The following is a 21,365-nucleotide window of genomic DNA, read 5'->3' as shown; positions in this document are numbered from 1 at the left end:
AAGATGATGACCATGGAAATTAACACCGCACGGGAACAGCAACTGTTTAACGGCCGCAATTTTCATGTCTTCATCTACAACAAAACGGAAAGCGTGAGTGGTCTGCACCAGCACGACTACTATGAGTTCACGCTGGTGCTTACGGGGCGCTACTACCAAGAGATCAACGGTAAGCGGGTTCTGCTTGAGCGTGGTGATTTTGTGTTTATCCCGTTAGGTTCGCATCACCAGAGCTTTTATGAGTTTGGGGCGACGCGCATTCTGAATGTGGGGATAAGCAAAGAATTTTTTGCCACCCACTATCAGCCGTTGATGCCATACTGCCTGGTCGCTTCGCAGGTTTACTCTGTTAAAAATACATTTCTCAACTATATCGAATCAGTGATCGCTTCGCTGAATTTTCGCGAAACTGAATTTGATGAGTTTATAGAAGTTGTGTCTTTTTATATTATTAACCGTTTGCGGCATTATCGTGAAGATCAATCGCAGGATGTGATACCACAGTGGCTGAAAACAACGGTAGAAGCCATGCACGATAAAATGAAGTTTGGCGAGGGGGCGCTTGAAAATATGGTCGCGCTTTCCGGAAAGACTCAGGAGTATTTAACACGTGCAACTCAGCGTTACTATAGCAAAACGCCAATGCAGATCATTAATGACATCCGCATTAACTTTGCTATGAAACAGCTTGAGATTACGAACTACACTGTCACCGATATTGCCTATGAGTCAGGGTACAGTAGCCCAAGTTTGTTTATTAAAACATTCAAAAAGCTGACATCCTTTACCCCAAGCAATTATCGCAAGCGACTGACGGTCATCAAGTAAAACAATTCACACGCTACGGTATTTTCCCGTAGCTATGCGACAGTAAAATTAATATCCGCGATGAATGTGGAGGAGTAATTGCATTCATCGCAATGGATCACGAGGAAAAAAGTATGAGCCAGAAATTAAAAGTGGTCACTATCGGTGGCGGCAGCAGCTATACCCCGGAATTACTCGAAGGTTTTATTAAACGCTATGATGAACTGCCCGTCAGCGAATTATGGCTGGTGGATGTGGAAGAAGGACAGGAGAAGCTCGATATTATCCATGCCCTGTGTCAGCGAATGGTGGAAAAGGCGGGCGTACCGCTGAAAGTCTTCAAAACGCTGGATCGCCGCCAGGCGCTTCAGGGGGCTGATTTTGTCACCACTCAGCTGCGCGTCGGCCAGCTGAAAGCGCGCGAAAAAGACGAGAGTATTCCCTTAAGCCACGGCTATCTGGGGCAGGAAACAAACGGCGCTGGCGGTCTGTTTAAGGGGCTGCGCACCATTCCGGTCATTTTTGACATTATCAAAGACGTCGAGGAAATTTGCCCGAACGCATGGATCGTTAACTTTACCAACCCGGCCGGGATGGTGACCGAGGCGGTGTACCGCCACACTAACTTTAAACGCTTTATCGGCGTGTGCAACGTGCCGGTCGGCATGAAAATGTTCGTCCACGACGTGCTGAAACTGGAAGATAGCGATGACCTGTCCATCGATCTCTTCGGTCTGAACCATATGGTGTTTATCAAGGATGTGCTGGTTAACGGTCAGTCACGTTTTGCCGAGCTGATTGACGGCGTGGCATCCGGCACGCTGACCGCCAGAACCGTCAAGAATATCTTTGGCCTGCCGTTTAACGAGGGCCTGATCCGTTCACTGAATCTGCTGCCGTGTTCGTATTTGCTGTATTACTTTAAGCACAAAGAGATGCTGGCGATTGAGATGGGCGAATTCTATAAAGGCGGCGCGCGCGCTCAGGTGGTGCAGAAACTGGAAAAACAGCTTTTCGAGTTATATAAAGATCCTGCGCTGAACGTAAAACCGGCAGAGCTGGAGCAGCGCGGCGGGGCATACTACTCCGATGCCGCCTGTGAAGTGATAAACGCGATTTACAATGACAAGCAGACCGAGCACTACATCAATATTCCGCATCAGGGATGCGTGCAGAATATTCCTCAGGACTGGACGGTTGAAATGACCTGCCTGCTGGGCCGTGACGGCGCAACGCCGCACCCGCGTATCACGCATTTTGACGAGAAAGTGCTGGGGCTGATCCACTCCATCAAGTGTTTCGAAATAGCGGCAAGCAGGGCGGCACTGAGCGGCGAGTTTAACGACGCGATGCTGGCGCTGAACCTGAACCCATTGATGCGTTCCGACAACGATGCAGAAGTGCTGGTACGCGAACTGCTGCTGGCGCATCAGGCGCATCTGCCGCGCTTTGCGAAGGCGATTGCGGCTATTAAATCATCGCGTTAAACAAAGGAGGCACGACGTGCAACATTTACTGATCGTCAACGCTGATGACTTTGGATTAAGCAAAGGCGTTAACTACGGCATCATCGAGGCCGCGCGTCATGGCGTGGTGACGTCCACTACGGCGATGATGAATGCGCCTGAGGTGGAGCACGCCGCAGAACTCAGCGCGCACGTTCCGCACCTCGGGGTAGGGTTACATTTTGTGCTCAGCTTTGGTTGTCCTTTAACCGACATGCCATCGCTGGCGCGTGACGGCACGCTGGGGAAATGGGTCTGGGAAGTGGCAGAGCAGGGAGCATTAAATTCGCAGGAGGTTGAGCGCGAACTGGCCTGCCAGTATCAGCGCTTTTTAGATGTTTTTGGCCGTGCGCCCACGCATATCGACAGCCATCATCACGTTCATCTGATCCCGCAGGTGTATACCATCGTCGCAAAATTTGCCGGTGAGAAAGGGCTGCCGGTGCGTATCGATCGTGAAGTTGTTGCGCAAAACGCAATTATGCTCACTGACGAGCGCAGCAGTGATGGCTTTGCCAGTACTTTTTATGCGGAAAATGTCAACGAGGCGTTTTTCCTCGATATTCTGGACAACGCGGCTGCGCGTAACGACCGGTCAATTGAAGTCATGTGCCATCCCGGTTTTGTCGATAAGGCGTTGCAGGAGAGCAAATACTGCTATCCGCGTCTGGAGGAGCTGGAGGTACTGACGGCACCGTCGTTAAAAGCGGCGGTAACCGCGCGGGGCTTCCGGCTGGGAAACTTTAACGATCTGTGAAAATAAAACCGCAGCGCCAGCGCTGCGGTTTTTCGTTACGCCGGGATACTGGCGATTTTGCTGCTACGTGACCACACGCGATGCGCGGCCAGCAGGGTAATGAGCTCTTTCACCGTCGCCGCAGAAATAGCGTCGGCTTCAACAATTCCCTCTTCACCCTGAGCATCAACGTTCAGTACCGTTTTAAACTCGCGCGCATCACCCGCCAGCACGATAGGCTTCAGGTGCTTATAGGCTTCCAGCAGATAGTAATTCGCTTCACCGCTGGCTTTCAGACCGCTCAGATCGCCACCGGGCACAATCACCGCATCAACGGTCAGCGACGGCGCGCCAGCGAAGGTTGCCATCACGTTCAGCGCGCTGCCATCATCAGCTTTAATTTCGCCCATACGGGAATAAAGCAGTTTGGCGTGAACGCCTTCCGCTTTCAGCCCGCTCAGCAGCGCCAGCAAATCGGCCGACTTCACCTTATCATTCAGCAGTACGCCCACCACGCGTCCTTTAACGCTGCCGCCAGGAATGGCGTACAGGCTCAGCGACGGGTCTTTTTTCAGTCCATTCACATCCGCCGGTGGCGTCACCGCCAGTTGTTCATCCGTCAGCGTCAGGCCCAGATTTTCGGCCACCGCTTGCGCCAGTTTGAGGTCGATGCGCACCAATTGATCCACCACGCGCTCGCGAATATAAGGGCGGCTTACCTTACCAAGTTCAAAGCTGAAGGCGTCAATAATATGCTGTTGCTCAACTGGCGTCTGGCTGTTCCAGAACAGGCGAGGATGGGAGTAATATTCAGCAAACGACGGGCTACGCTCGCGGACTTTATTACCGTCAACGCGCTCCTGATAACTCTCAAAACCGCCACGCTTCGCCGCCGGAGGCGTTTCACGCGGCCAGTTATCGTTTATGGAGTTGGGTTCGTAGTTCGCCGGATTGGTATCAATGTCCATGCGGTGCATACCGTCACGCTGGAAATTGTGGTACGGGCAGGTCGGACGATTGATCGGGATCTCGTGGAAGTTTGGCCCGCCAAGACGGCTGATTTGGGTATCGGTATAGGAGAACAGACGGCCCTGCAACAGAGGATCGTTAGTGAAATCGAGACCCGGGACAATATGCCCTGGGTGGAAGGCGGCCTGCTCGTTTTCGGCAAAGAAGTTATCCGGGTTACGATTGAGGACCATCTTACCAACCAGCTGTACTGGCACTAACTCTTCCGGGATCAGCTTGGTCGGGTCGAGTAAATCGAAATCAAACTTAAACTCATCTTCTTCCGGGATCAGCTGGAATCCCAATTCAAATTCCGGATAATCGCCTGCTTCAATTGATTCCCACAGCTCACGACGGTGGAAATCCGGATCGCGACCAATCAGCTTCTGCGACTCATCCCACACCATCGACGCTTTACCGGCCACCGGTTTCCAGTGGAAACGGACAAACGTCGCTTTTCCCTCAGCATTGATGAGACGGAAGGTATGAATGCCAAAGCCCTCCATCGTGCGCAAACTGCGCGGCAAACCACGGTCGGACATCGCCCAGATGACGTTATGCAGGGTCTCAGGTTGCAGAGAAATATAATCCCAGAAGGTGTCGTGCGCGGTCGCGCCCTGCGGGATCGCCCAGTGTGGTTCAGGCTTCACCGCATGGACGAAATCCGGGAATTTATGGGCATCCTGAATAAAAAACACCGGCGTGTTATTCCCCACCAGGTCAAAAATACCCTCTTCGGTATAGAACTTGGTGGCAAAACCACGAATGTCACGCACGGTATCCGCCGATCCAGCTCCCCCCTGAACGGTCGAAAAGCGCACGAATACCGGCGTTTTCTTTTGCGGATCGCTGAGGAAGTCTGCTTTAGTGATGTCGCTTAAATCTTTATAGGGCTGGAAGTAGCCGTGCGCTGCGGAACCGCGTGCATGCACGATGCGCTCAGGGATCCGCTCATGGTCAAAATGGGTGATCTTTTCGCGCAGGATAAAATCTTCCAGCAGCGTCGGCCCCCGGTTTCCGGCACGCAGCGAGTTCTGGTCGTCGGCAATTTTGACGCCCTGGTTGGTGGTTAACGCCTGATTTTCGCTGTCTTTACGGAAGCTTTCCAGCGCCGTTAACTTATCGCTTTCGACATCGGGCGCTTTCAGGCTGCCGGGCGCGGTGGGTTGTTCACCAGGAGCGGTAGGTTTAGGATCCGGCTGATGGGAGCCATCTTTCGGAGCCAGAGAATCCAGACCCGGTTGTGCTTCTCTTTCATCATGGACGGGAGAAGTGTGATTTTTGCTGTTTTTATCATCTTTTGACATTGCGTAAGCCTCTTGTTTTCATCTCTGAAAAGAGCAGTTGCTTAAAGAAAAACCTCTCTAACTATAGAACAATCTCAGCGATGGGCAGGGCGATGGGGATATAAAGAAGAGAAGAGCGCGCACTCCTGACGCGACGTCGGGGGGGCATTTCGGCTATCATAGTTTTTTTGCTGTGATCTTTAGTGAATTAACTGCTTATGAAAACGCTTCGACAACAAAATCGTCCTGTCATCAGCTACGTGCCTCGCATCGAGCCCGCGCCGCCTGAACATGCGGTGAAGATGGAGGGTTTTCAGGACGTCTGGCTTATGCGCGGCAAGTACGTTGCCTTTGTACTGGTGGGCGAGAAATTTCAGCGCTCGCAGTCCTTCAGCGTACCGGAGGCGGCCCAGCGCTGGGCAACGCAGATGCGTCAGGAAGGGGAAATTGTCGGGGGCGAGTAATAGCAGCCGGGCAGGGTGCCCGGCTCAGGGTTTAGCGATGCGCCAGCTCCACTTCATCTTCGCTGTTCAGTACGGTTTTATCCGTCTGCTTCAGCCACTGGCTTGTCAGCGTCCCGGCGGTCATTGAACCGCTGACGTTCAGTGCAGTACGCCCCATATCAATGAGCGGCTCAACCGAAATCAACAGCGCGACCAGAGTAACCGGTAGCCCCATCGCAGGCAGAACAATCAGCGCGGCAAAGGTGGCTCCACCGCCCACGCCTGCGACACCGGCAGAGCTTACCGTCACAATGCCCACCAGCGTGGCAATCCACATCGGGTCCAGCGGATTAATGCCCACTGTAGGTGCAACCATCACCGCCAGCATCGCCGGATACAACCCGGCACAGCCGTTCTGGCCGATCGTGGCACCAAACGACGCCGAGAAGCTGGCGATGGATTCCGGCACCCCCAGACGACGCGTTTGCGCTTCAACATTCAGCGGAATGCTGGCGGCGCTGGAACGGCTGGTAAAGGCGAAGGTCAGTACCGGCCACACTTTGCGGAAGTAGCGCAGCGGGCTGACGCCGTTAACGCTAAGCAGAAGACCGTGTACGACGAACATGATCGCCAGGCCCAGATAAGAGGCAATAACGAAACTGCCCAGCTTAATAATGTCCTGAAGGTTTGAACCGGCCACCACTTTGGTCATCAGCGCCAGCACGCCGTAAGGCGTTACCTGCATTACCAGACGCACCAGTTTCATCACCCAGCTTTGCAGCGTATCGATGGCGGTCAGAACACGCTGGCCTTTTTCCACATCGTCTTTCAACAATTTTAGCGCGGCCACGCCGAGGAAGGCGGCAAAAATCACCACGCTGATAATTGAGGTTGGGCTGGCCCCGGTCAGGTCGGCAAACGGGTTTTTCGGTACGAAAGAGAGAATAAGCTGCGGTACGGTTAAGTCGGCGACTTTACCCGCATAGTTACTTTCGATGGCGTTAAGACGCGCCGTCTCGGCCGCGCCCTGTACCAGCCCTTCGGCAGAGAGGCCAAACAGATTGGTGACCAGAACGCCGACTAACGCGGCAATCAGGGTGGTAAACAGCAGCGTACCAATCGTCAGCACGCTGATTTTGCCGAGCTGTGCGGCATTATGCAGACGGGCCACCGCGCTCAGAATCGAGGCGAACACCAGCGGCATGACAATCATTTGCAGCAGCTGGACGTAACCGTTGCCCACGACGTTAAACCACTGGATCGAGCTTTTGAGTACCGGGCTGTCATCGCCATAAATAAACTGTAATGCCAGGCCAAAAATGACGCCCAGCACCAGACCCACCAGCACTTTTTTTGCCAGACTCCACTGTTTGTGGCGGGTTTGCCCCAGCACAAATAGCAAGGCGACGAACACGATAATGTTCGCGATCAATGGAAAATTCATCCCCGTTCTCCTGTTTATTACGGTCGGCTTAGAAGCGCCGACTCAGATGGCGCAAGAGTAGCAGAAGTGTGATGGGGGTCTTATATCCAAATGGAATGGCTTATATCAAAATGTCTGGCACAGACGATAATTTATGCGATTAATGGTGTATCAACCGATAAAAGCTGGTTTGCAGCGAATTTATCATCCCGGATGACCAGCGTACCGCGCTGTTATCAGGAAGGTTTTGCGGCATCCAGACAGCCCAGGCAAAGAGCGCCATGCACAGCACGCGTTCAAGCTGATTCCCTTTACGTGGCGCAAGGATCGGCAGGCGGAAGCGCCAGCGGCAGGGCCACAGCAACGGAACCCCGGCGGGCGTGAGCATATCGGCAAGAATATGGCTTAAATAACCCAGCACCAGACCCTGCACGGCGTCGGCCGGGATCACCAAACTTTCCGGTATTTTCAGATAGCAGATCGTCAGACCGCAAAATACCACCAGCAGGCTATGGGTAAAACCGCGATGCCCGAAGGCCCGCGCGATGGGTTTTGAGATCCAGCGCAAGCGTTGCCCGAGAAAGGATTGCGGATGATCGATATCCGGCAGCAGACAGGTCAAAATGGCTGAAGGGATAATATGCCACCAGTCCCCTTGCGCGAGCACAGGCGTAAGCTCGGCATTTTTGGCAAAAACCGCGCAGGCAATGGAAAAAAGGAGATGGCCTTCCGCCGTCATGATAATCACTGGACTCGCTAAACTGTCGATGTATCCAGTATAGGGTTTTTATACAGTATGCGAAAGAGGTGACGTTGTAACTCAATGTCACAATTTGCATGTTCCGACGGGTAAAAAGTGAAAGGGCGCTCGGTCTGAACGCCCTGGGGGATCAACCGCGCAAATGCTGAACGGTCAGGTCGAGCAGAGAGTGCAATTTAACGTTCGCCAAAACATAGCGCGGATCGTGCTGGTCCTCCAGCGCCGGGACGACAATCGAGCGCATCCGCGCGGCTTTGGTGGCGATCATGCCGTTGACGGAGTCTTCGAGCGTAACGCACGTTAACGGATCGACCCCGAGCTTTGCCGCACAGTCGAGATACACCTGCGGATGCGGTTTGCTGTAAGGCAATTTTTCCGCCGACGCCAGCGCGTCAAAATCATCACGCAGGCCAAACATGGTGAGCACATTTTCCAGCATAGACAGCGGAGAGGCGGACGCCAGCCCGATTTTCAGCCCTTCGGCTTTACACAGCGCCACGGCTTCACGCACGCCGGGCAACAGCGGACGCGCCGCTTCCACCAGATTCATCGTGCGGCTGATAATACGGGCGGTGACGTCGTCGCGACCAGGGCCATTCCACGGCTGCTGGGCGTACCACAGATCCACCACCATATCGATGCGCAAGCCGAGCAGGTCGGGCAGCTCATCGCGCCGGGAGATATCCACCCCGAGGCCCTCCATCACCTCCAGTTCAGCCCGATCCCATAAGGGCTCGGAATCAATTAATAAACCATCCATATCAAAAATTGCGGCGAGAATTTGTCGCTGAACCGTCATTGCATCCCTCCTCAGGGGTCCACTCTTAAAATGTTTACCACATGAAAGCTATGCGTTGTTATAGCATATTGCTTTTAAAAATCGGGCGAAAAGTGGCAGCAGCGGGTAGAATTAGCAGCGATAACAAAGCGTCTTTATAAGGGGAATCCATGACGTATCAACAGGCTGGACGCATCGCAATTATCAAACGGATTGCGGGTTGGGTGATATTTATTCCAGCCGTCGTTTCTACCCTCATCTCGGTTCTGAAATTCATGTACGCGCACAGCGAAAAACAGGCGGGAATCAACGCTGTCATGCTGGATTTTGCGCACGTGATGATTGAAATGATGCGTTTTAACACGCCGTTTCTCAATTTTTTCTGGTACAACTCACCGCAGCCGGAGTTTAGTCACGGCCTCAACCTGATGTTCTGGATTATCTTTGCCTTCATCTTTGTCGGGCTGGCGCTGCAATCTTCCGGCGCGCGGATGAGCCGTCAGGCGCGTTTTCTGCGTGAAGGGGTGGAAGATCAGATGATCCTCGAAAAAGCGAAAGGGCCGGATGGGATGACCCGCGAGCAGATCGAATCACGCATCGTGGTGCCGCGGCATACGATTTTCCTGCAAATTGTGCCGCTGTACATCATGCCGGTCATTGTCCTGATCATTGGCTACTTTTTCTTTTCGCTACTCGGCTTTATTTGACCGATTTTGCCCGGCATTGCGCCGGGCGAAACTTTACGCCGCAGGCAATGGCCGCGGTTTGCCGTCACTGTCTACCGCCACATAAATAAACAGCGCCTCGGTTGCTTTATATCGCTGACCAATCGGCTCGGACGAGACTTTTTTAACCCACACTTCGACATTAATATTCACCGACGTCGTGCCGCGCTTAACGCAGCGGGCGTAGCAGCACACCACATCGCCCACCGCCACCGGACGCAGGAAGGTCATACCATCCACCCGCACGGTCACTACGCGGCCCTGAGCAATCTCTTTTGCCTGGATCGCGCCGCCTATATCCATCTGCGACATCAGCCAGCCGCCGAAGATATCGCCGTTGGCATTGGTGTCGGCCGGCATCGCCAGCGTACGTAAAACCAGTTCGCCCTGCGGCGCATCGTTGGTGGTTGTCATGGTTGTTCCAGTCGTTTAATAAAGAAAACCCGGCCTAAACCGGGTTAAAAAATCAGGGCTTATCATCCTGCGGCATATGCCGGTAGATATACACGCCGCTCAGCAGGGTAAATACCAGCGTCAACGCGGTCAGGCCGAACACTTTAAAATTGACCCAGATATTTTGCGGCAGCCAGAAGGCGATATAGATATTTGCCAGCCCGCAAAGAATAAAGAACAGCGCCCAGGCAATGTTAAGCTTCGACCAGACGGCGGCAGGTAACGTCAGCTCTTTACCCAACATGCGCTGGATCAGCGGCTTTTTCATGACCCATTGACTGAACAACAGCGCTCCGGCAAACAGTGCATAAATAACGGTCACCTTCCACTTAATAAATTCATCGTTATGGAAGAAAAGCGTTAATCCCCCAAACACAGCGACCAGTACAAAGGTAATCAGCGCCATTTTCTCGACCCGGCGATAGCGCAGCCAGCTATAAATCAGTACCACTGCCGTGGCGATAATCAGCGCGGTGGTCGCCATGTAAATGTCGTACAGCTTGTAAAAGGCAAAGAAGACGACCAGCGGTAAAAAATCCAGAAACTGCTTCATACAACGATTCCGTAGTAATGACGCTCGCCTGGCGAGCGACAGGGTTAAGGGCGAATAAGCATGTACAGACGAAACAGATAAATGAGCAGCATCGCGGAAATCAGATTGCTCAGCGTGTTCGCCACCACGGCCCCCAGCAGCGGCGTCAGCGCGGCAAAATGCGATGCCAGCATCAGGAGCAGCACTTTTGCCAGCAGCCAGCAAATGACGGCGGGCGCAACAAGACGCATATTTGCCCACGCCAGACGCATGCTGCTGCGCATTGATGCAAAAACCCCCATTTTATCCTGGACCAGAATAATCGGCGCAAAGGCCAGCACGATAGCCAGAATGACACCAGGCACCACGATCAGCATTACGCCTATCTGCACCAGAAAGGTGGTCAGAAGAATAAGCAAAAACAGCTTAGGCAGTGCCGGCGCGCTGGCTCCAATAGCCCGCAGGGCGCTGACGCGTTGTCCGGCAGATATCATCTGAATCATTAGCAGCACGCCACCCGCTAACAGCGCGTTGCCCACCAGCCCGGAAAAAGTTGATACGGCCGAGGCGCGAAGTAAAACCTGCTGCTGTTCTGGCGTCATGCTCTGTACCAGTTCAAACAATCCGCCGCTACCGGCCAGATTGTCACCCTCGCTCAGGATAGAAAGCTGCTCCTCACTCGGTGAAAAAGCATGGCCAAGCACCACCGTGATAAATGCACACAATAAAGCAATCAGCAAAATGGTAATGAACTGATTACGAAAAAAATTACCCGTGTCACGGTAAACGGACTTCGCCGTGATAGACATGCACTCTCCTTGAGTTTTGCAGGCGTTATTAAGCGGACGATTGTACCCTGGATAACTCATCAGTGGCAGCATCCGTAAAGGTCAGTCTTTGTAAAAAAGATGTTGACCATACTTACTCTCTCATCGCGATCAACACGGCTGCACTGGCGCAGGTTGCAGGCCATCTTCACCCTCTCTGTCGGTGCAGGCACGTTTTACCCGTGGGCGTTATTCATCAGTTATGTGAATGACGGCAGCATAAGGGCAAGGGTTTTATACGCAAATTTTGCGAAAATTGATGTGGTTATGAAAAGAAGGTTTGCATCATGCACGTAAAAATTAATCCAGATCAATAAAGGTTAAATCTCAAGGTTAAATGTGATCTAAGTTGGATCACTTTTACTTCTTTGTAGGTATATTTGCCGCGCCTGATAAAACCATAACGAAGGAGTGGATATGAAAAAAATTGCGCTGGCGGCAGTCATCTTAAGCAGTCTCTCTGGCGGAGCATGGGCGCACGAGGCGGGTGAGTTCTTCATTCGTGCCGGTTCAGCAACGGTTCGACCGACTGAAGGGTCGGATAACGTGCTGGGCAGCCTCGGCGGGTTTAATGTGGACAACAATACCCAAATGGGCCTGACGCTTACGTATATGGCGACGGATAATGTTGGGGTAGAACTGCTGGCCGCGACGCCGTTTCGTCATAAAGTAGGTACTGGACCAACCGGCGATATTGCGACCGTCCATCAATTGCCACCTTCCTTAATGGCTCAGTGGTACTTTGGCGATTCCAGCAGTAAAGTGCGGCCCTACATTGGTGCGGGCGTCAACTACACGACGTTCTTCGATGAAAGCTTTAACGATACCGGTAAGGACGCTGGTCTGTCCGATCTCAGCCTGAAAGATTCCTGGGGCGCAGCGGGACAGGTCGGGCTGGATTATCTTATCAACCGCGACTGGCTGATCAATATGTCGGTCTGGTACATGGATATTGATACCGAAGTGAAGTTTAAAGCGGGTGGGGTACAGCAGAATGTTAATACCCGCCTCGATCCGTGGGTATTTATGTTCTCAGCCGGCTATCGCTTTTAATTCTTTGTTACAAACTGGCCGCAGTCGGCCAGTTCCTTGTTTTATCGCCCTTCCGATTTAGCTATAAAAGCTTTTTATGCGATGAACAGCATCGCTGGCACACTTAGATAATGCGTATTCATCTAAAAGGGTTATTATCGCTGCCTGAGACTTTCCTTAATTTGTCCTTAAGTAGTGGCGGCATATGACACTGAAAAAGCAATTTTCCGCAGCAGCATTTTTTCTGCTCCTGCTGGCAGTCCTGTTTCCGTTTGCAGCAGACGCGCATTTGCCGCTGCTTCACGGTAAAGTCGTGGAATGGATAGAAAATGGTCAGGCGCTGTGGCTGTTGTTTGGCGCGGTTTTTACCGCTGCCTATATCAGGCCGCTATCGCTTGAAAACGGCTCCCGGCAGTTCTGGCTGTGGGCGGTGGTGTGGTGGCTGGTTTTGCTGGGCAGAAGCACCAGCTGGGGACGGGACTATTTTCCCCATGAGCCAAAACTGCTGTTCAGGACGATTTCGGTGATCCTGATCGCAGCGCTGGCGCTGCCGGTTATTCTGTCCTCCACCTTACGCAAAGAGATTGCATTGAAACTCCGCACTGCGGAGGTGCCGCTGTGGATGGTGCTTATCGTGGTGATTACATTCCTGATTTCTGATTCCGTAGAGCATCATCGGCTAATCGCACCGCTCTTTTTGCACGTCAGACAGTATCAGGATTTGATTGAAGAACTGTATGAAATCCCCTTTATGGTGGGTCTGTTCTTGATCACCTGGGATCTCATGAAAAGCGAAAAACGCGAAGCTGAGCTTTCTGTCGCCCACGCCAGCCGCTAAAAAAAAGCCCGCCGTAAAGGCGGGCAAGTCATACTGGAAGCAATGTGAGCAATGTCGTACCGAATACCTGAGTATTTCGCTCAACTATTCGGTAGTGAGAAAGATAATCTTTATCATCTTCAGAATCAACCCCTTCTTTTCTGTGGACGTTAAGCCAGCGTAAACACCGTGCGCTTTTTACTGTCGTCAGCAGCCCAGGCCGCAGCTACATTGCTTAACGGGCAGGGCGTGGTGGCGATGGTTAATCGTCCGGGGATGGCGGCCTGAAACATCTGCGCGGTTGCCGAGACCAGCTCAGCCATCGACAGGCTACCGATGCCGCTGCCCATCAATTGTATCGGGGCTGCACGTAATACGGCCCCCGGCAGGCTAATGTCCGCTCCCGACAGTGAACCTACCTGCACGTAGCGTACCGGCCGGGTTGATGGCGTGTGTTTTGCCAGCGCGGTCAGGATCTGCAACGCGCTGTCTCCCCACAAATAATCAATCACCACGTCAATCTGTGCGGCGGCCTGTTCTGCCAGCTGCGCCGCCAGATCGTCTGCGCCGGTCAGCAGGCTGACATCTGCACCGCAATGCGCCAGCGCCGCGGGATTACGCCCGCTGGCGATAATTTTTTTCGCACCAAGATGACGGGCGATTTGCACTGCCAGTTGTCCTGCGCTGCCGGTAGCGCCGTTAATCAGCACCGTTTCTCCCGCCTGAAACCCGGCGCGGTTTACCAGTGCCGCCCATGCCGACATACCAGGATTGCCCATTGCCGCCGCATCGACAGAAGAAAGCGCCTCCGGTAGCGGCAGGCAATGTTCAGGCGGCACCAGGGTCCACTCCGCCATACTGCCCCAGGGCGCGGGCGGCATGACGAACCAGACCCGTTCTCCTTGTTGGGTAAGGCCGACACCGTCAATCCCGGCGATAAAGGGTTGTGTAGTGTTGAAACTATAATGGGTGCCCGCCGCACGGCTTTTAACCACATGGCTAATCGCTGCCGCCTGAACCTGAATTAGTCGATGGCTGGCATCCGCGCCAGGGCGCGGAAAATCAGCATATACCGGCCCCGTTGCGGGGTCGAAAACTACGGCTGCTTTCATCGGTATTCCTCCGTTACGTTAATAGGTGTAAAATGCACATATTCAATAACGGCACTATACTCTGCTGGATTTTATATGCAAGATGCACATAAAAATTACGACATTACTGATTTTCACGGCGCGCTGCTGGATATCATCAGCGTAATGAACCATCCGTTGCGTGATGAAAACTTGCTGAAAGAGGCGAACGTGCGCCTCGATCAAACGCTTTTTCCGCTGCTGGTGACCATCGGTCGTTATGGTCCGGTCGGGGTGGTTGACCTCGCTGCCCGGCTGGGCAGGGATTACACCACCGTCAGTCGGCAGGTGAAACGTCTGGAAACGCTTGGGCTGGCGCATAAACAGGCAGGCGAGCATGACCGGCGGGTCAGCGAGGTCACGGTTACCCCGCAGGGAGAACGTCTGCTTGGGAACATTCAACATGCGCGTCATCGGCTGATGAATCAGATTTTTAGCGACTGGCCGCCACAGGAGGTGGAAGCGCTGTTTCGACTGGTGCGTAAATATGCGGATGGCGTAATGGAAGAGCAACCGTCCAGCCCGCAAGCCGGACGGTCTTAAGATCAGGCGTGCGGCGTGGCAGCCTTCATTTTTTGCACAAATGCTTTCAGCTCGCTCAGCATTTGCTCAGGCGCATTCAGGTTGTTTTCAATGATTTTGACGATGGCCGAGCCGGAGATCGCCCCCGCCGCGCCAGCGCCTATCGCGGCAGTAACCTGCTCCGGCGCGGAGATGCCAAAGCCCTGAAGCGGCGGCGCGGCGTGATATTCGGTCAGCTTCTCGACCAGATGGTGCAGCGGCAGGGCGGCCTGATTTTCCGCCCCGGTTACGCCCGCGCGGGAGAGCAGATAGGTATAGCCACGGCCATGGGAGGCGATCAGGCGCAGGAGTTCATCGTCCGCATTCGGCGGGCAGATAAAAATAGGCGCAATATTATGGCGCATCGCGGCCTGGCGGAAGGGCGCAGACTCTTCGACCGGCACATCGGCGACCAGCACCGAATCCACGCCAACGCGTTCGCAAGTGGCGTAAAACTCATCGATACCGCCGCTAAACACCAGATTGGCGTACATCAGCAGGCCAATGGGAATATCCGGATACTTCTGGCGGATGGTTGCCAGCATTTCAAAGCACTGGCCCGGCGTTACGCCAGAGGCGAAAGCGCGCAGGGTGGCGTTCTGAATGGTCGGGCCATCGGCCAGCGGATCGGAGAAGGGAATGCCCAGCTCAAGTGCGTCAGCGCCCGCTTCAATCAGCGTATCAATAATTTTTAGCGACTGTTCCGGCGACGGATCGCCGAGGGTGACGAACGGCACAAACGCCCCTTCCTGACGGTCTTTTAGTCTGGCAAATAACTGTTCGTAGCGTTCCATCAGATTTCCCCTCGCGCTTTCAGAATATCGTGTACCGTAAAAATGTCTTTATCGCCGCGGCCGGAAAGGTTAACCACCAGCAGCTGCTCTTTTTCAGGATTTTCGCGCATCATTTTTAGCGCGTGGGCCAGGGCATGAGACGATTCCAGCGCCGGGATAATCCCTTCTTCACGGCACAGAGCCTTGAAGGCTTCCAGCGCCTCGTCATCGGTGATCGAGACGTAATCGGCGCGGCCGGTACTGTTCAGGTAAGCATGCTGCGGGCCGACGGACGGGAAATCCAGACCGGCAGAGATCGAGTACGACTCTTCAATCTGTCCATCGTCGGTCTGCATCATCGGCGATTTCATGCCGAAGTAAATACCTACGCGACCATGTTTCAGCGGCGCACCGTGCTCGCCGCTTTCAATACCGTGACCCGCAGGTTCAACACCAATCAGGCCGACGCTGGCTTCTTCGATAAAGTCGGCAAACATGCCGATAGCGTTGGAACCGCCGCCCACGCAGGCGATGACCGCATCCGGCAGACGGCCCTCTTTTTCGCGGATCTGCACTTTGGTCTCTTCACCGATCATCCGCTGGAATTCACGTACAATGGTCGGGAACGGATGCGGACCTGCGGCAGTGCCGAGCATGTAGTGCGCGTTGTCATAGCTGCCGGACCAGTCGCGCAGCGCCTCGTTACAGGCATCTTTCAGGGTTGCGGAGCCGCTATACACCGGGATCACTTCCGCGCCCATCAGCCGCATCCGGAAGACGTTCGGCGACTGACGTTCAACATCTTTGGCACCCATATAGATACGGCACTTCAGCCCCAGCAGCGCGCTGGCGAGTGCTGAGGCCACGCCATGCTGGCCCGCGCCGGTCTCGGCGATGATTTCGGTTTTGCCCATCCGCTTTGCCAGCAACGCCTGACCCAGCACCTGGTTGGTTTTATGCGCGCCGCCGTGGAGCAGGTCTTCACGCTTGAGGTACAGGGTGGTCCTGGTGCCAGCGGTGAGGTTCTGGCATTTGGTCAGCGCGGTAGGGCGACCGGCATAGTTTTTCAGCAGGTCAGTAAATTGGGCCTGAAACTCAGGATCTTTTTGCGCGCTGACAAAGGCTTCTTCCAGCTGGCGCAGGGCAGGCATCAGGATCTGCGGAACGTACATCCCACCAAATTCACCGAAGTACGGGTTTAATAATGTTGTCATCATCTCTTCCTTAATAGGCGCGTAGCGTCTGAAAAACCGAGGCCAGTTTGCTGGCATCTTTACGACCCGGTGCAGACTCTACGCCGGAATTGAAATCAAGCCCGGCACAGCCGGTACCGGCGGCGGCGACGCAGTTGTCGGGGCCAAGCCCGCCCGCCAGCAGAACATTGCTCAGATCCTGGCCCGCCAGCAGCGTCCAGTCGAATGACTGACCGCTACCGCCCTGACCATTGTCCAGCAGGTATTTATCAACATGGTTGAGGTTGCGCGCGGGCAGACTGTGACTGACGCTCAGCGCTTTCCAGATTTCCACGCCTGCCGGTAACTGAGCTCGCAGTGTGGTGATGTAATCCTGATTTTCATCGCCGTGCAGTTGCACGGCGGCAAGGCTCAGGTTTTGCGCTGTGGCAACAATGTCGGCGATTTCCGCGTTGCGGAACACGCCGACATAACGCAGCGGGGCGCTGGCTATTACTTCACGCGCCTGGCTTTCATCGATCGCACGGGGTGACGAAGGAACAAAAATCAGCCCGCCATAAATGGCCCCCGCCTGGTGAGCGGCCTGGGCATCTTCGGGGCGTGTGAGGCCACACACTTTGTTTTCGCCCAGCAGAACCCGCAGTACTGCGGCGTTAAGATCGTCATGCGACATCAGCGCCGAGCCAATCAGAAAACCATTGGCAAAACGGCTCAGTTCGCGGATCTGGGCGTGGGTCGTAATGCCCGATTCGCTAATCACCGTTACGCCGTGACCGAGACGCGGAGCCAGCTCGCGGGTGCGATTAAGATCGATTGATAAATCGCGCAGGTCACGGTTATTGATGCCGACCACTTTTGCTTCCAGCGCAATCGCCCGCTCCAGTTCTTCCTCATTACTGACTTCGGTCAGCACGCCCATCTTCAGGCTATGGGCCACGGCGGCAAGCTGACGATACTGTTCGTCATCCAGCACCGAGAGCATCAGCAGGCAGGCGTCGGCCTGGTAAAAACGTGCCAGGTAAATCTGGTAAGGATCGACAATAAAATCCTTACATAAAATCGGCTGCGACGCGATGCCGCTGACGATGGGCAGAAAATCAAAGCTGCCCTGGAAATATTTTTCGTCGGTTAATACCGAAATGGCGGAGGCGTGATGTTTGTATACGCCAGCGATACGCGCGGGATCGAAATCGTCGCGGATCACGCCTTTTGACGGCGAGGCTTTTTTACACTCCAGAATAAACGCGGTGCGTGTGCCCTGTAAGGCCGCGTAAAAATCGCGCTGGCTGGCAACCACGTCGTTCTGAAAGCTTTCCAGCGGCTGCTGCTGTTTACGGTTTTCTACCCATATCGTCTTGTCGGCGACGATTTTCGCTAAAACGGTTTGCATCATTTACCCTCTTGCTGCCAGTGCGGTCACGCGATCGTAGGCCGCGCCGCTGCGCAATACGCCCAATACTTTTTGTACGTTAGCCTGTAAATCTTCTTCACCGTGCAGGCGCATCAGCATCGCGACGTTCGCGGCCACGGCGGCCTGATGCGCGGTGTCACCTTTACCTTGTAGTAAGCGTGTTAAAATGTCACGGTTTTCTTCCGGCGTCCCGCCCGCCAGTTCCTCCTGATGATACGGCGTCAGGCCAAAGTCAGCGGCGGTAAGCTGATAATTTTTGATTTCCCCGTTGTGCAGCTCCGCGACCACCGTGGGCGCATGGAGCGACACTTCATCCATCCCGCCGCTGTGCACCACGGCGGCCCGCTGATAGCCCAGTACGCGTAACGTTTCGGCAATCGGCAGCACCAGTTCCGGGCTGTAAACGCCAATCAGCGCCAGCGGCGGATGCGCCGGATTAATCAGCGGACCCAGCACGTTAAATAAGGTACGGGTCTTTAATTGCTGACGGACCGGCATCGCGTGGCGAAAACCGGTGTGGTATTTCGGTGCGAACAGGAAGCAGACGCCTAAATCATCCAGCGCTTCACGCGACTTATCCGCATTCATATCCAGATTTATGCCGAAGGCGGCCAGCAAATCCGACGAGCCGGATTTACTGGAAACGCTGCGGTTACCGTGCTTCGCCACTTTCAGGCCGCAGGCCGCGGCAACAAAGGCACTGGCGGTGGAGATATTAATGCTGTTGCTGCCATCGCCTCCGGTGCCCACAATATCAGCAAACGGATAATCGGGACGCGGGAAGGGCGCGGCGTTTTCCAGCAGCGCGGTGGCCGCACCGGCGATTTCATTCGGATGCTCGCCGCGAATTTTCATGCTCACCAGCGCGGCAGCCAGTTGCTCTGGCTTCAGCTCGCCGCGCACCACAGCGGAGAAAAGCTGGTGGCTTTCCTGCTGGCTCAGGGTCTGCGCCTGGTAAAGTTTTTCCAGCACCGGTTGCAGAGTATGGGTCTGCTCCAGTTTTTGCATCGCCCATGCCAGGGTTTGTTCCAGCAGACGCGCGCCCTGAGTGGTGAGGATCGACTCCGGATGGAACTGGAAGCCGCAGACCCGGTCAGCATCGTGACGGACGGCCATCACCATGCCGTCAAAGTGAGCGTTGATGGTCAGCCCCGCCGGAATATTGCTGCCAACCAGCGAATGATAACGTGCGACGGGCAGCGGGTTGGACAGCCCGGCAAACATCGCCTGACCATCATGTTCAATGCTGGATGCTTTACCGTGCAGAATTTCACCCGCCTGGCCGACATAACCGCCGTAGGCTTCGACAATCGCCTGATGCCCAAGACAGATACCAATAATCGGCAGCTTGCCTCGCATGCGGATCAGCAGTTCAGGCATGCAGCCCGCTTCGCTCGGCGCACCGGGGCCGGGGGAGAGCATCAGTACCGGGTTATCCATGGTCGCCAGACGATCGATTAAGGTCTGCGCCGGGACGTGGTTACGGTAAATCACCACGTTATGCCCGCTGGAGCGTAGCTGATCTGCCAGGTTATAAGTAAACGAATCAATGTTATCAAGCAGCAGAATATCAGCCATCAGAAAATCTCCTGTGCGTGGTGAGCGGTGGCAATGGCGCGAAGCACCGCGCGAGCTTTGTTACGGGTTTCATCGGCTTCAGACTGCGGCACCGAATCCAGTACCACGCCAGCACCGGCCTGAACGGTGGCAATGCCGTTCTCAACGAAGGCGGAGCGAATAACGATGCAGGTATCCAGCGAGCCGTGCGCGGTGAAGTAGCCCACCGCTCCACCGTAGCTGCCGCGACGTTTACCCTCGGCCCCGGCAATTAACTGCATCGCCCGCACTTTTGGCGCGCCGCTCAGGGTGCCCATATTCATACAGGCGCGGTAGGCGTGCAGGGCATCCAGATCGTGACGCAGTTCGCCGACCACGCGGGAGACCAGATGCATCACGAAGGAATAGCGGTCAACTTTGGTCAGGTCCGCCACGTAACGGCTACCCGGCGTACAGATACGTGCCAGATCGTTACGCGCCAGATCCACCAGCATCAAATGCTCTGACAGCTCTTTATGGTCGGTACGCATTTCCAGTTCGATGCGGCTGTCGAGATCGCGGTCGAGACTGCCATCCGCACGACGGCCGCGAGGACGCGTCCCGGCAATCGGGTAAATTTCAATCTGCCGTGAGTCAGCATCGTACTTCAGCGAGCTTTCCGGCGACGCGCCGAACAGCGTGAAGTCGTTATCCTGCATAAAGAACATATACGGGCTGGGATTGCTTTTCTTCAGCACGTCATAGGCGGCCAGCGGCGACGGGCAGGGCAGCGAGAACTGGCGCGAAGGCACCACCTGGAAAATTTCGCCCGCGCGGATCGCTTTCTGCATTTGACGCACCACCGCGCCATATTCTTCATCGCTCTGGTTACAGGTGCTGCGCATCTGCTCCATTTTCTCTACCGGCAGCGGCTGCGGCGGGGTATTCAGCAACTGACGCAGTTCGTCGATGCGCCGGGTCAGGCGCGCTTTCTCTTCGCTCAGCGGTGTAAACAGGCTGCACTGAATGCGCGTCTTTTTACTCTGATGATCGATAACCAGCAGCGTCTCGGCGAGGTAGAAGCAGTAGTCCGGGCAGGCGGTATCGCTCTTAAGCTGCGGTAAATCTTCAAAACCCGCCACCAGGTCATAGGCAAACAGACCGCCGAAGAACATCGCTTCACGTTCGTCTGCTGGCACACTCACCAGCTCCTGCAACAGGCGAAACGCGTCAAAGACTGACAGCGAACACAGCCGGGCGTCTTCATCTAATAAGGTGCTCACCGCCGGGAAGCGCAGGGTGCGGCCGTTCGCCAGCGGGGTATTTTCAATGCCGGCTGGCAGCGCAGTATCAAGCAGCGCCAGCAATGCCGCACCGTTATCGCTCAGTGCGGTAATGGTGACAGTGTCACCTAACGCGGAAATTCGCAATGCGCTGTCCACCAGCAGCAGGCTTTTCAAATCGTCCTTGCTGTCGATATCCGCGGATTCCAGCAGCAGCGTGGCTGGCCGCGCATCACAAAGCTGGTGAAAAAGCGCAGTGGGATCTTCGCGGTAAACCGCGTCGCTGGTCAGAAGTTCGAGAGTGTGTTTTTGCGTTTGCATTGTTATTCTCATTTATTCTGGTCAA

General features: G+C 54.6%; 21 protein-coding genes and 1 other annotated feature (1 of these 22 running past the window's edge). Of the genes, 8 read left to right on the top strand and 13 right to left on the bottom strand.

The genetic code is table 11. The features are described from left to right. Positions 1–3: 3 nt before the first annotated feature. The 3 genes from chbR to chbG all read left to right on the top strand — a co-directional run bounded on the left by chbR (position 4) and on the right by chbG (position 3,069). Entirely contained in the window at positions 4–828 is an 825-nt protein-coding gene (chbR, locus tag INT84_RS21945) for a transcriptional regulator ChbR (protein WP_194208456.1), read from the top strand. A gap of 113 nt (positions 829–941) precedes the next feature. After that, positions 942–2,294, top strand: a complete 1,353-nt coding sequence (locus INT84_RS21940) for a 6-phospho-beta-glucosidase (protein ID WP_194208455.1) — start codon at positions 942–944, stop codon at positions 2,292–2,294. A 16-nt stretch (positions 2,295–2,310) separates the two neighbouring features. After that, the gene (gene chbG, locus INT84_RS21935) at positions 2,311–3,069 is read left to right on the top strand and encodes a chitin disaccharide deacetylase (protein WP_194208454.1); all 759 of its coding nucleotides are present in this window, start codon (positions 2,311–2,313) and stop codon (positions 3,067–3,069) included. Between the two features lie 35 nt (positions 3,070–3,104). Here chbG and katE read toward each other — a convergent pair whose 3' ends face one another. Continuing rightward, the gene (katE, locus tag INT84_RS21930) at positions 3,105–5,363 is read right to left on the bottom strand and encodes a catalase HPII (RefSeq protein WP_194208453.1); all 2,259 of its coding nucleotides are present in this window, start codon (positions 5,361–5,363) and stop codon (positions 3,105–3,107) included. 197 nt (positions 5,364–5,560) lie between these two features. On the opposite strand from katE, the gene cedA reads away from it, so the two are divergent. Then, positions 5,561–5,806, top strand: coding sequence for a cell division activator CedA (gene cedA / locus INT84_RS21925; RefSeq protein ID WP_176918200.1), 246 nt, complete (start codon positions 5,561–5,563; stop codon positions 5,804–5,806). Between the two features lie 31 nt (positions 5,807–5,837). Here the strand turns inward: cedA and INT84_RS21920 are convergent, their stop codons facing one another. The 3 genes from INT84_RS21920 to hxpB all read right to left on the bottom strand — a co-directional run bounded on the left by INT84_RS21920 (position 5,838) and on the right by hxpB (position 8,767). Next, entirely contained in the window at positions 5,838–7,229 is a 1,392-nt protein-coding gene (locus INT84_RS21920) for an L-cystine transporter (RefSeq protein ID WP_194208452.1), read from the bottom strand. A 139-nt stretch (positions 7,230–7,368) separates the two neighbouring features. Beyond that, entirely contained in the window at positions 7,369–7,947 is a 579-nt protein-coding gene (locus INT84_RS21915; RefSeq protein WP_194208514.1) for a metal-dependent hydrolase, read from the bottom strand. A gap of 151 nt (positions 7,948–8,098) precedes the next feature. Next, on the bottom strand, positions 8,099–8,767 hold the full coding sequence (gene hxpB, locus INT84_RS21910; protein ID WP_194208451.1) for a hexitol phosphatase HxpB: 669 nt from the start codon (positions 8,765–8,767) through the stop codon (positions 8,099–8,101). A 149-nt stretch (positions 8,768–8,916) separates the two neighbouring features. On the opposite strand from hxpB, the gene INT84_RS21905 reads away from it, so the two are divergent. Continuing rightward, positions 8,917–9,453, top strand: coding sequence for a YniB family protein (locus INT84_RS21905; protein ID WP_194208450.1), 537 nt, complete (start codon positions 8,917–8,919; stop codon positions 9,451–9,453). A gap of 33 nt (positions 9,454–9,486) precedes the next feature. On the opposite strand, the gene yciA is transcribed toward INT84_RS21905, so the two are convergent. Genes yciA through INT84_RS21890 form a run of 3 tightly spaced genes read right to left on the bottom strand, consistent with a single transcriptional unit; the run spans position 9,487 to position 11,265 of the window. Further along, positions 9,487–9,885, bottom strand: coding sequence for an acyl-CoA thioester hydrolase YciA (gene yciA / locus INT84_RS21900; RefSeq protein ID WP_194208449.1), 399 nt, complete (start codon positions 9,883–9,885; stop codon positions 9,487–9,489). A 52-nt stretch (positions 9,886–9,937) separates the two neighbouring features. Continuing rightward, a complete protein-coding gene (locus INT84_RS21895; protein WP_194208448.1) occupies positions 9,938–10,477 on the bottom strand; it encodes a septation protein A in 540 nt (179 codons plus the stop codon). 44 nt (positions 10,478–10,521) lie between these two features. Then, complete coding sequence (locus INT84_RS21890; protein ID WP_194208447.1) at positions 10,522–11,265, bottom strand: YciC family protein; 744 nt, start codon at positions 11,263–11,265, stop codon at positions 10,522–10,524. A gap of 435 nt (positions 11,266–11,700) precedes the next feature. On the opposite strand from INT84_RS21890, the gene ompW reads away from it, so the two are divergent. Together ompW and INT84_RS21880 are read left to right on the top strand one after the other, a co-directional pair. Continuing rightward, positions 11,701–12,336, top strand: coding sequence for an outer membrane protein OmpW (gene ompW, locus INT84_RS21885; protein WP_194208446.1), 636 nt, complete (start codon positions 11,701–11,703; stop codon positions 12,334–12,336). Positions 12,337–12,520: 184 nt separating this feature from the next. Next, on the top strand, positions 12,521–13,153 hold the full coding sequence (locus tag INT84_RS21880; RefSeq protein WP_194208445.1) for a hypothetical protein: 633 nt from the start codon (positions 12,521–12,523) through the stop codon (positions 13,151–13,153). Between the two features lie 149 nt (positions 13,154–13,302). Here the strand turns inward: INT84_RS21880 and INT84_RS21875 are convergent, their stop codons facing one another. Then, a complete protein-coding gene (locus tag INT84_RS21875) occupies positions 13,303–14,244 on the bottom strand; it encodes a zinc-binding alcohol dehydrogenase family protein (protein WP_194208444.1) in 942 nt (313 codons plus the stop codon). Between the two features lie 75 nt (positions 14,245–14,319). Between INT84_RS21875 and INT84_RS21870 the strand changes: the two genes are divergently transcribed. Next, a complete protein-coding gene (locus tag INT84_RS21870; RefSeq protein WP_194208443.1) occupies positions 14,320–14,805 on the top strand; it encodes a MarR family winged helix-turn-helix transcriptional regulator in 486 nt (161 codons plus the stop codon). 2 nt (positions 14,806–14,807) lie between these two features. Here the strand turns inward: INT84_RS21870 and trpA are convergent, their stop codons facing one another. From trpA to INT84_RS21845, 5 genes are read right to left on the bottom strand one after another with little or no spacing between them, the layout of a single operon-like run. Then, positions 14,808–15,617: a tryptophan synthase subunit alpha gene (trpA, locus tag INT84_RS21865; protein ID WP_176918190.1), complete on the bottom strand. Its 810-nt coding sequence runs from the start codon at positions 15,615–15,617 to the stop codon at positions 14,808–14,810. After that, on the bottom strand, positions 15,617–16,810 hold the full coding sequence (gene trpB, locus INT84_RS21860; protein ID WP_194208442.1) for a tryptophan synthase subunit beta: 1,194 nt from the start codon (positions 16,808–16,810) through the stop codon (positions 15,617–15,619). Before trpB ends, trpA begins: the two co-directional genes overlap by 1 nt. A gap of 10 nt (positions 16,811–16,820) precedes the next feature. Then, positions 16,821–18,182 (bottom strand): bifunctional indole-3-glycerol-phosphate synthase TrpC/phosphoribosylanthranilate isomerase TrpF, encoded by a 1,362-nt coding sequence (trpCF, locus tag INT84_RS21855; protein ID WP_194208441.1) that lies wholly within the window; start codon positions 18,180–18,182, stop codon positions 16,821–16,823. Then, positions 18,183–19,778, bottom strand: coding sequence for a bifunctional anthranilate synthase glutamate amidotransferase component TrpG/anthranilate phosphoribosyltransferase TrpD (gene trpD, locus INT84_RS21850; protein ID WP_176918189.1), 1,596 nt, complete (start codon positions 19,776–19,778; stop codon positions 18,183–18,185). Continuing rightward, entirely contained in the window at positions 19,778–21,340 is a 1,563-nt protein-coding gene (locus INT84_RS21845) for an anthranilate synthase component 1 (RefSeq protein WP_194208440.1), read from the bottom strand. The genes trpD and INT84_RS21845 overlap by 1 nt, the downstream gene beginning before the upstream one ends. A gap of 23 nt (positions 21,341–21,363) precedes the next feature. Further along, positions 21,364–21,365: a sequence feature (Trp leader region), on the bottom strand; it runs 94 nt beyond the window's last position.

This window comes from Superficieibacter sp. 1612_C1 (genome assembly GCF_015234305.1).
In the GTDB taxonomy this organism is placed as follows: Bacteria; Pseudomonadota; Gammaproteobacteria; order Enterobacterales; family Enterobacteriaceae; genus Superficieibacter.
The sequence above is the reverse complement of the archived record's forward strand: the minus strand, read 5'-3'. Positions and strand labels throughout refer to the sequence as shown.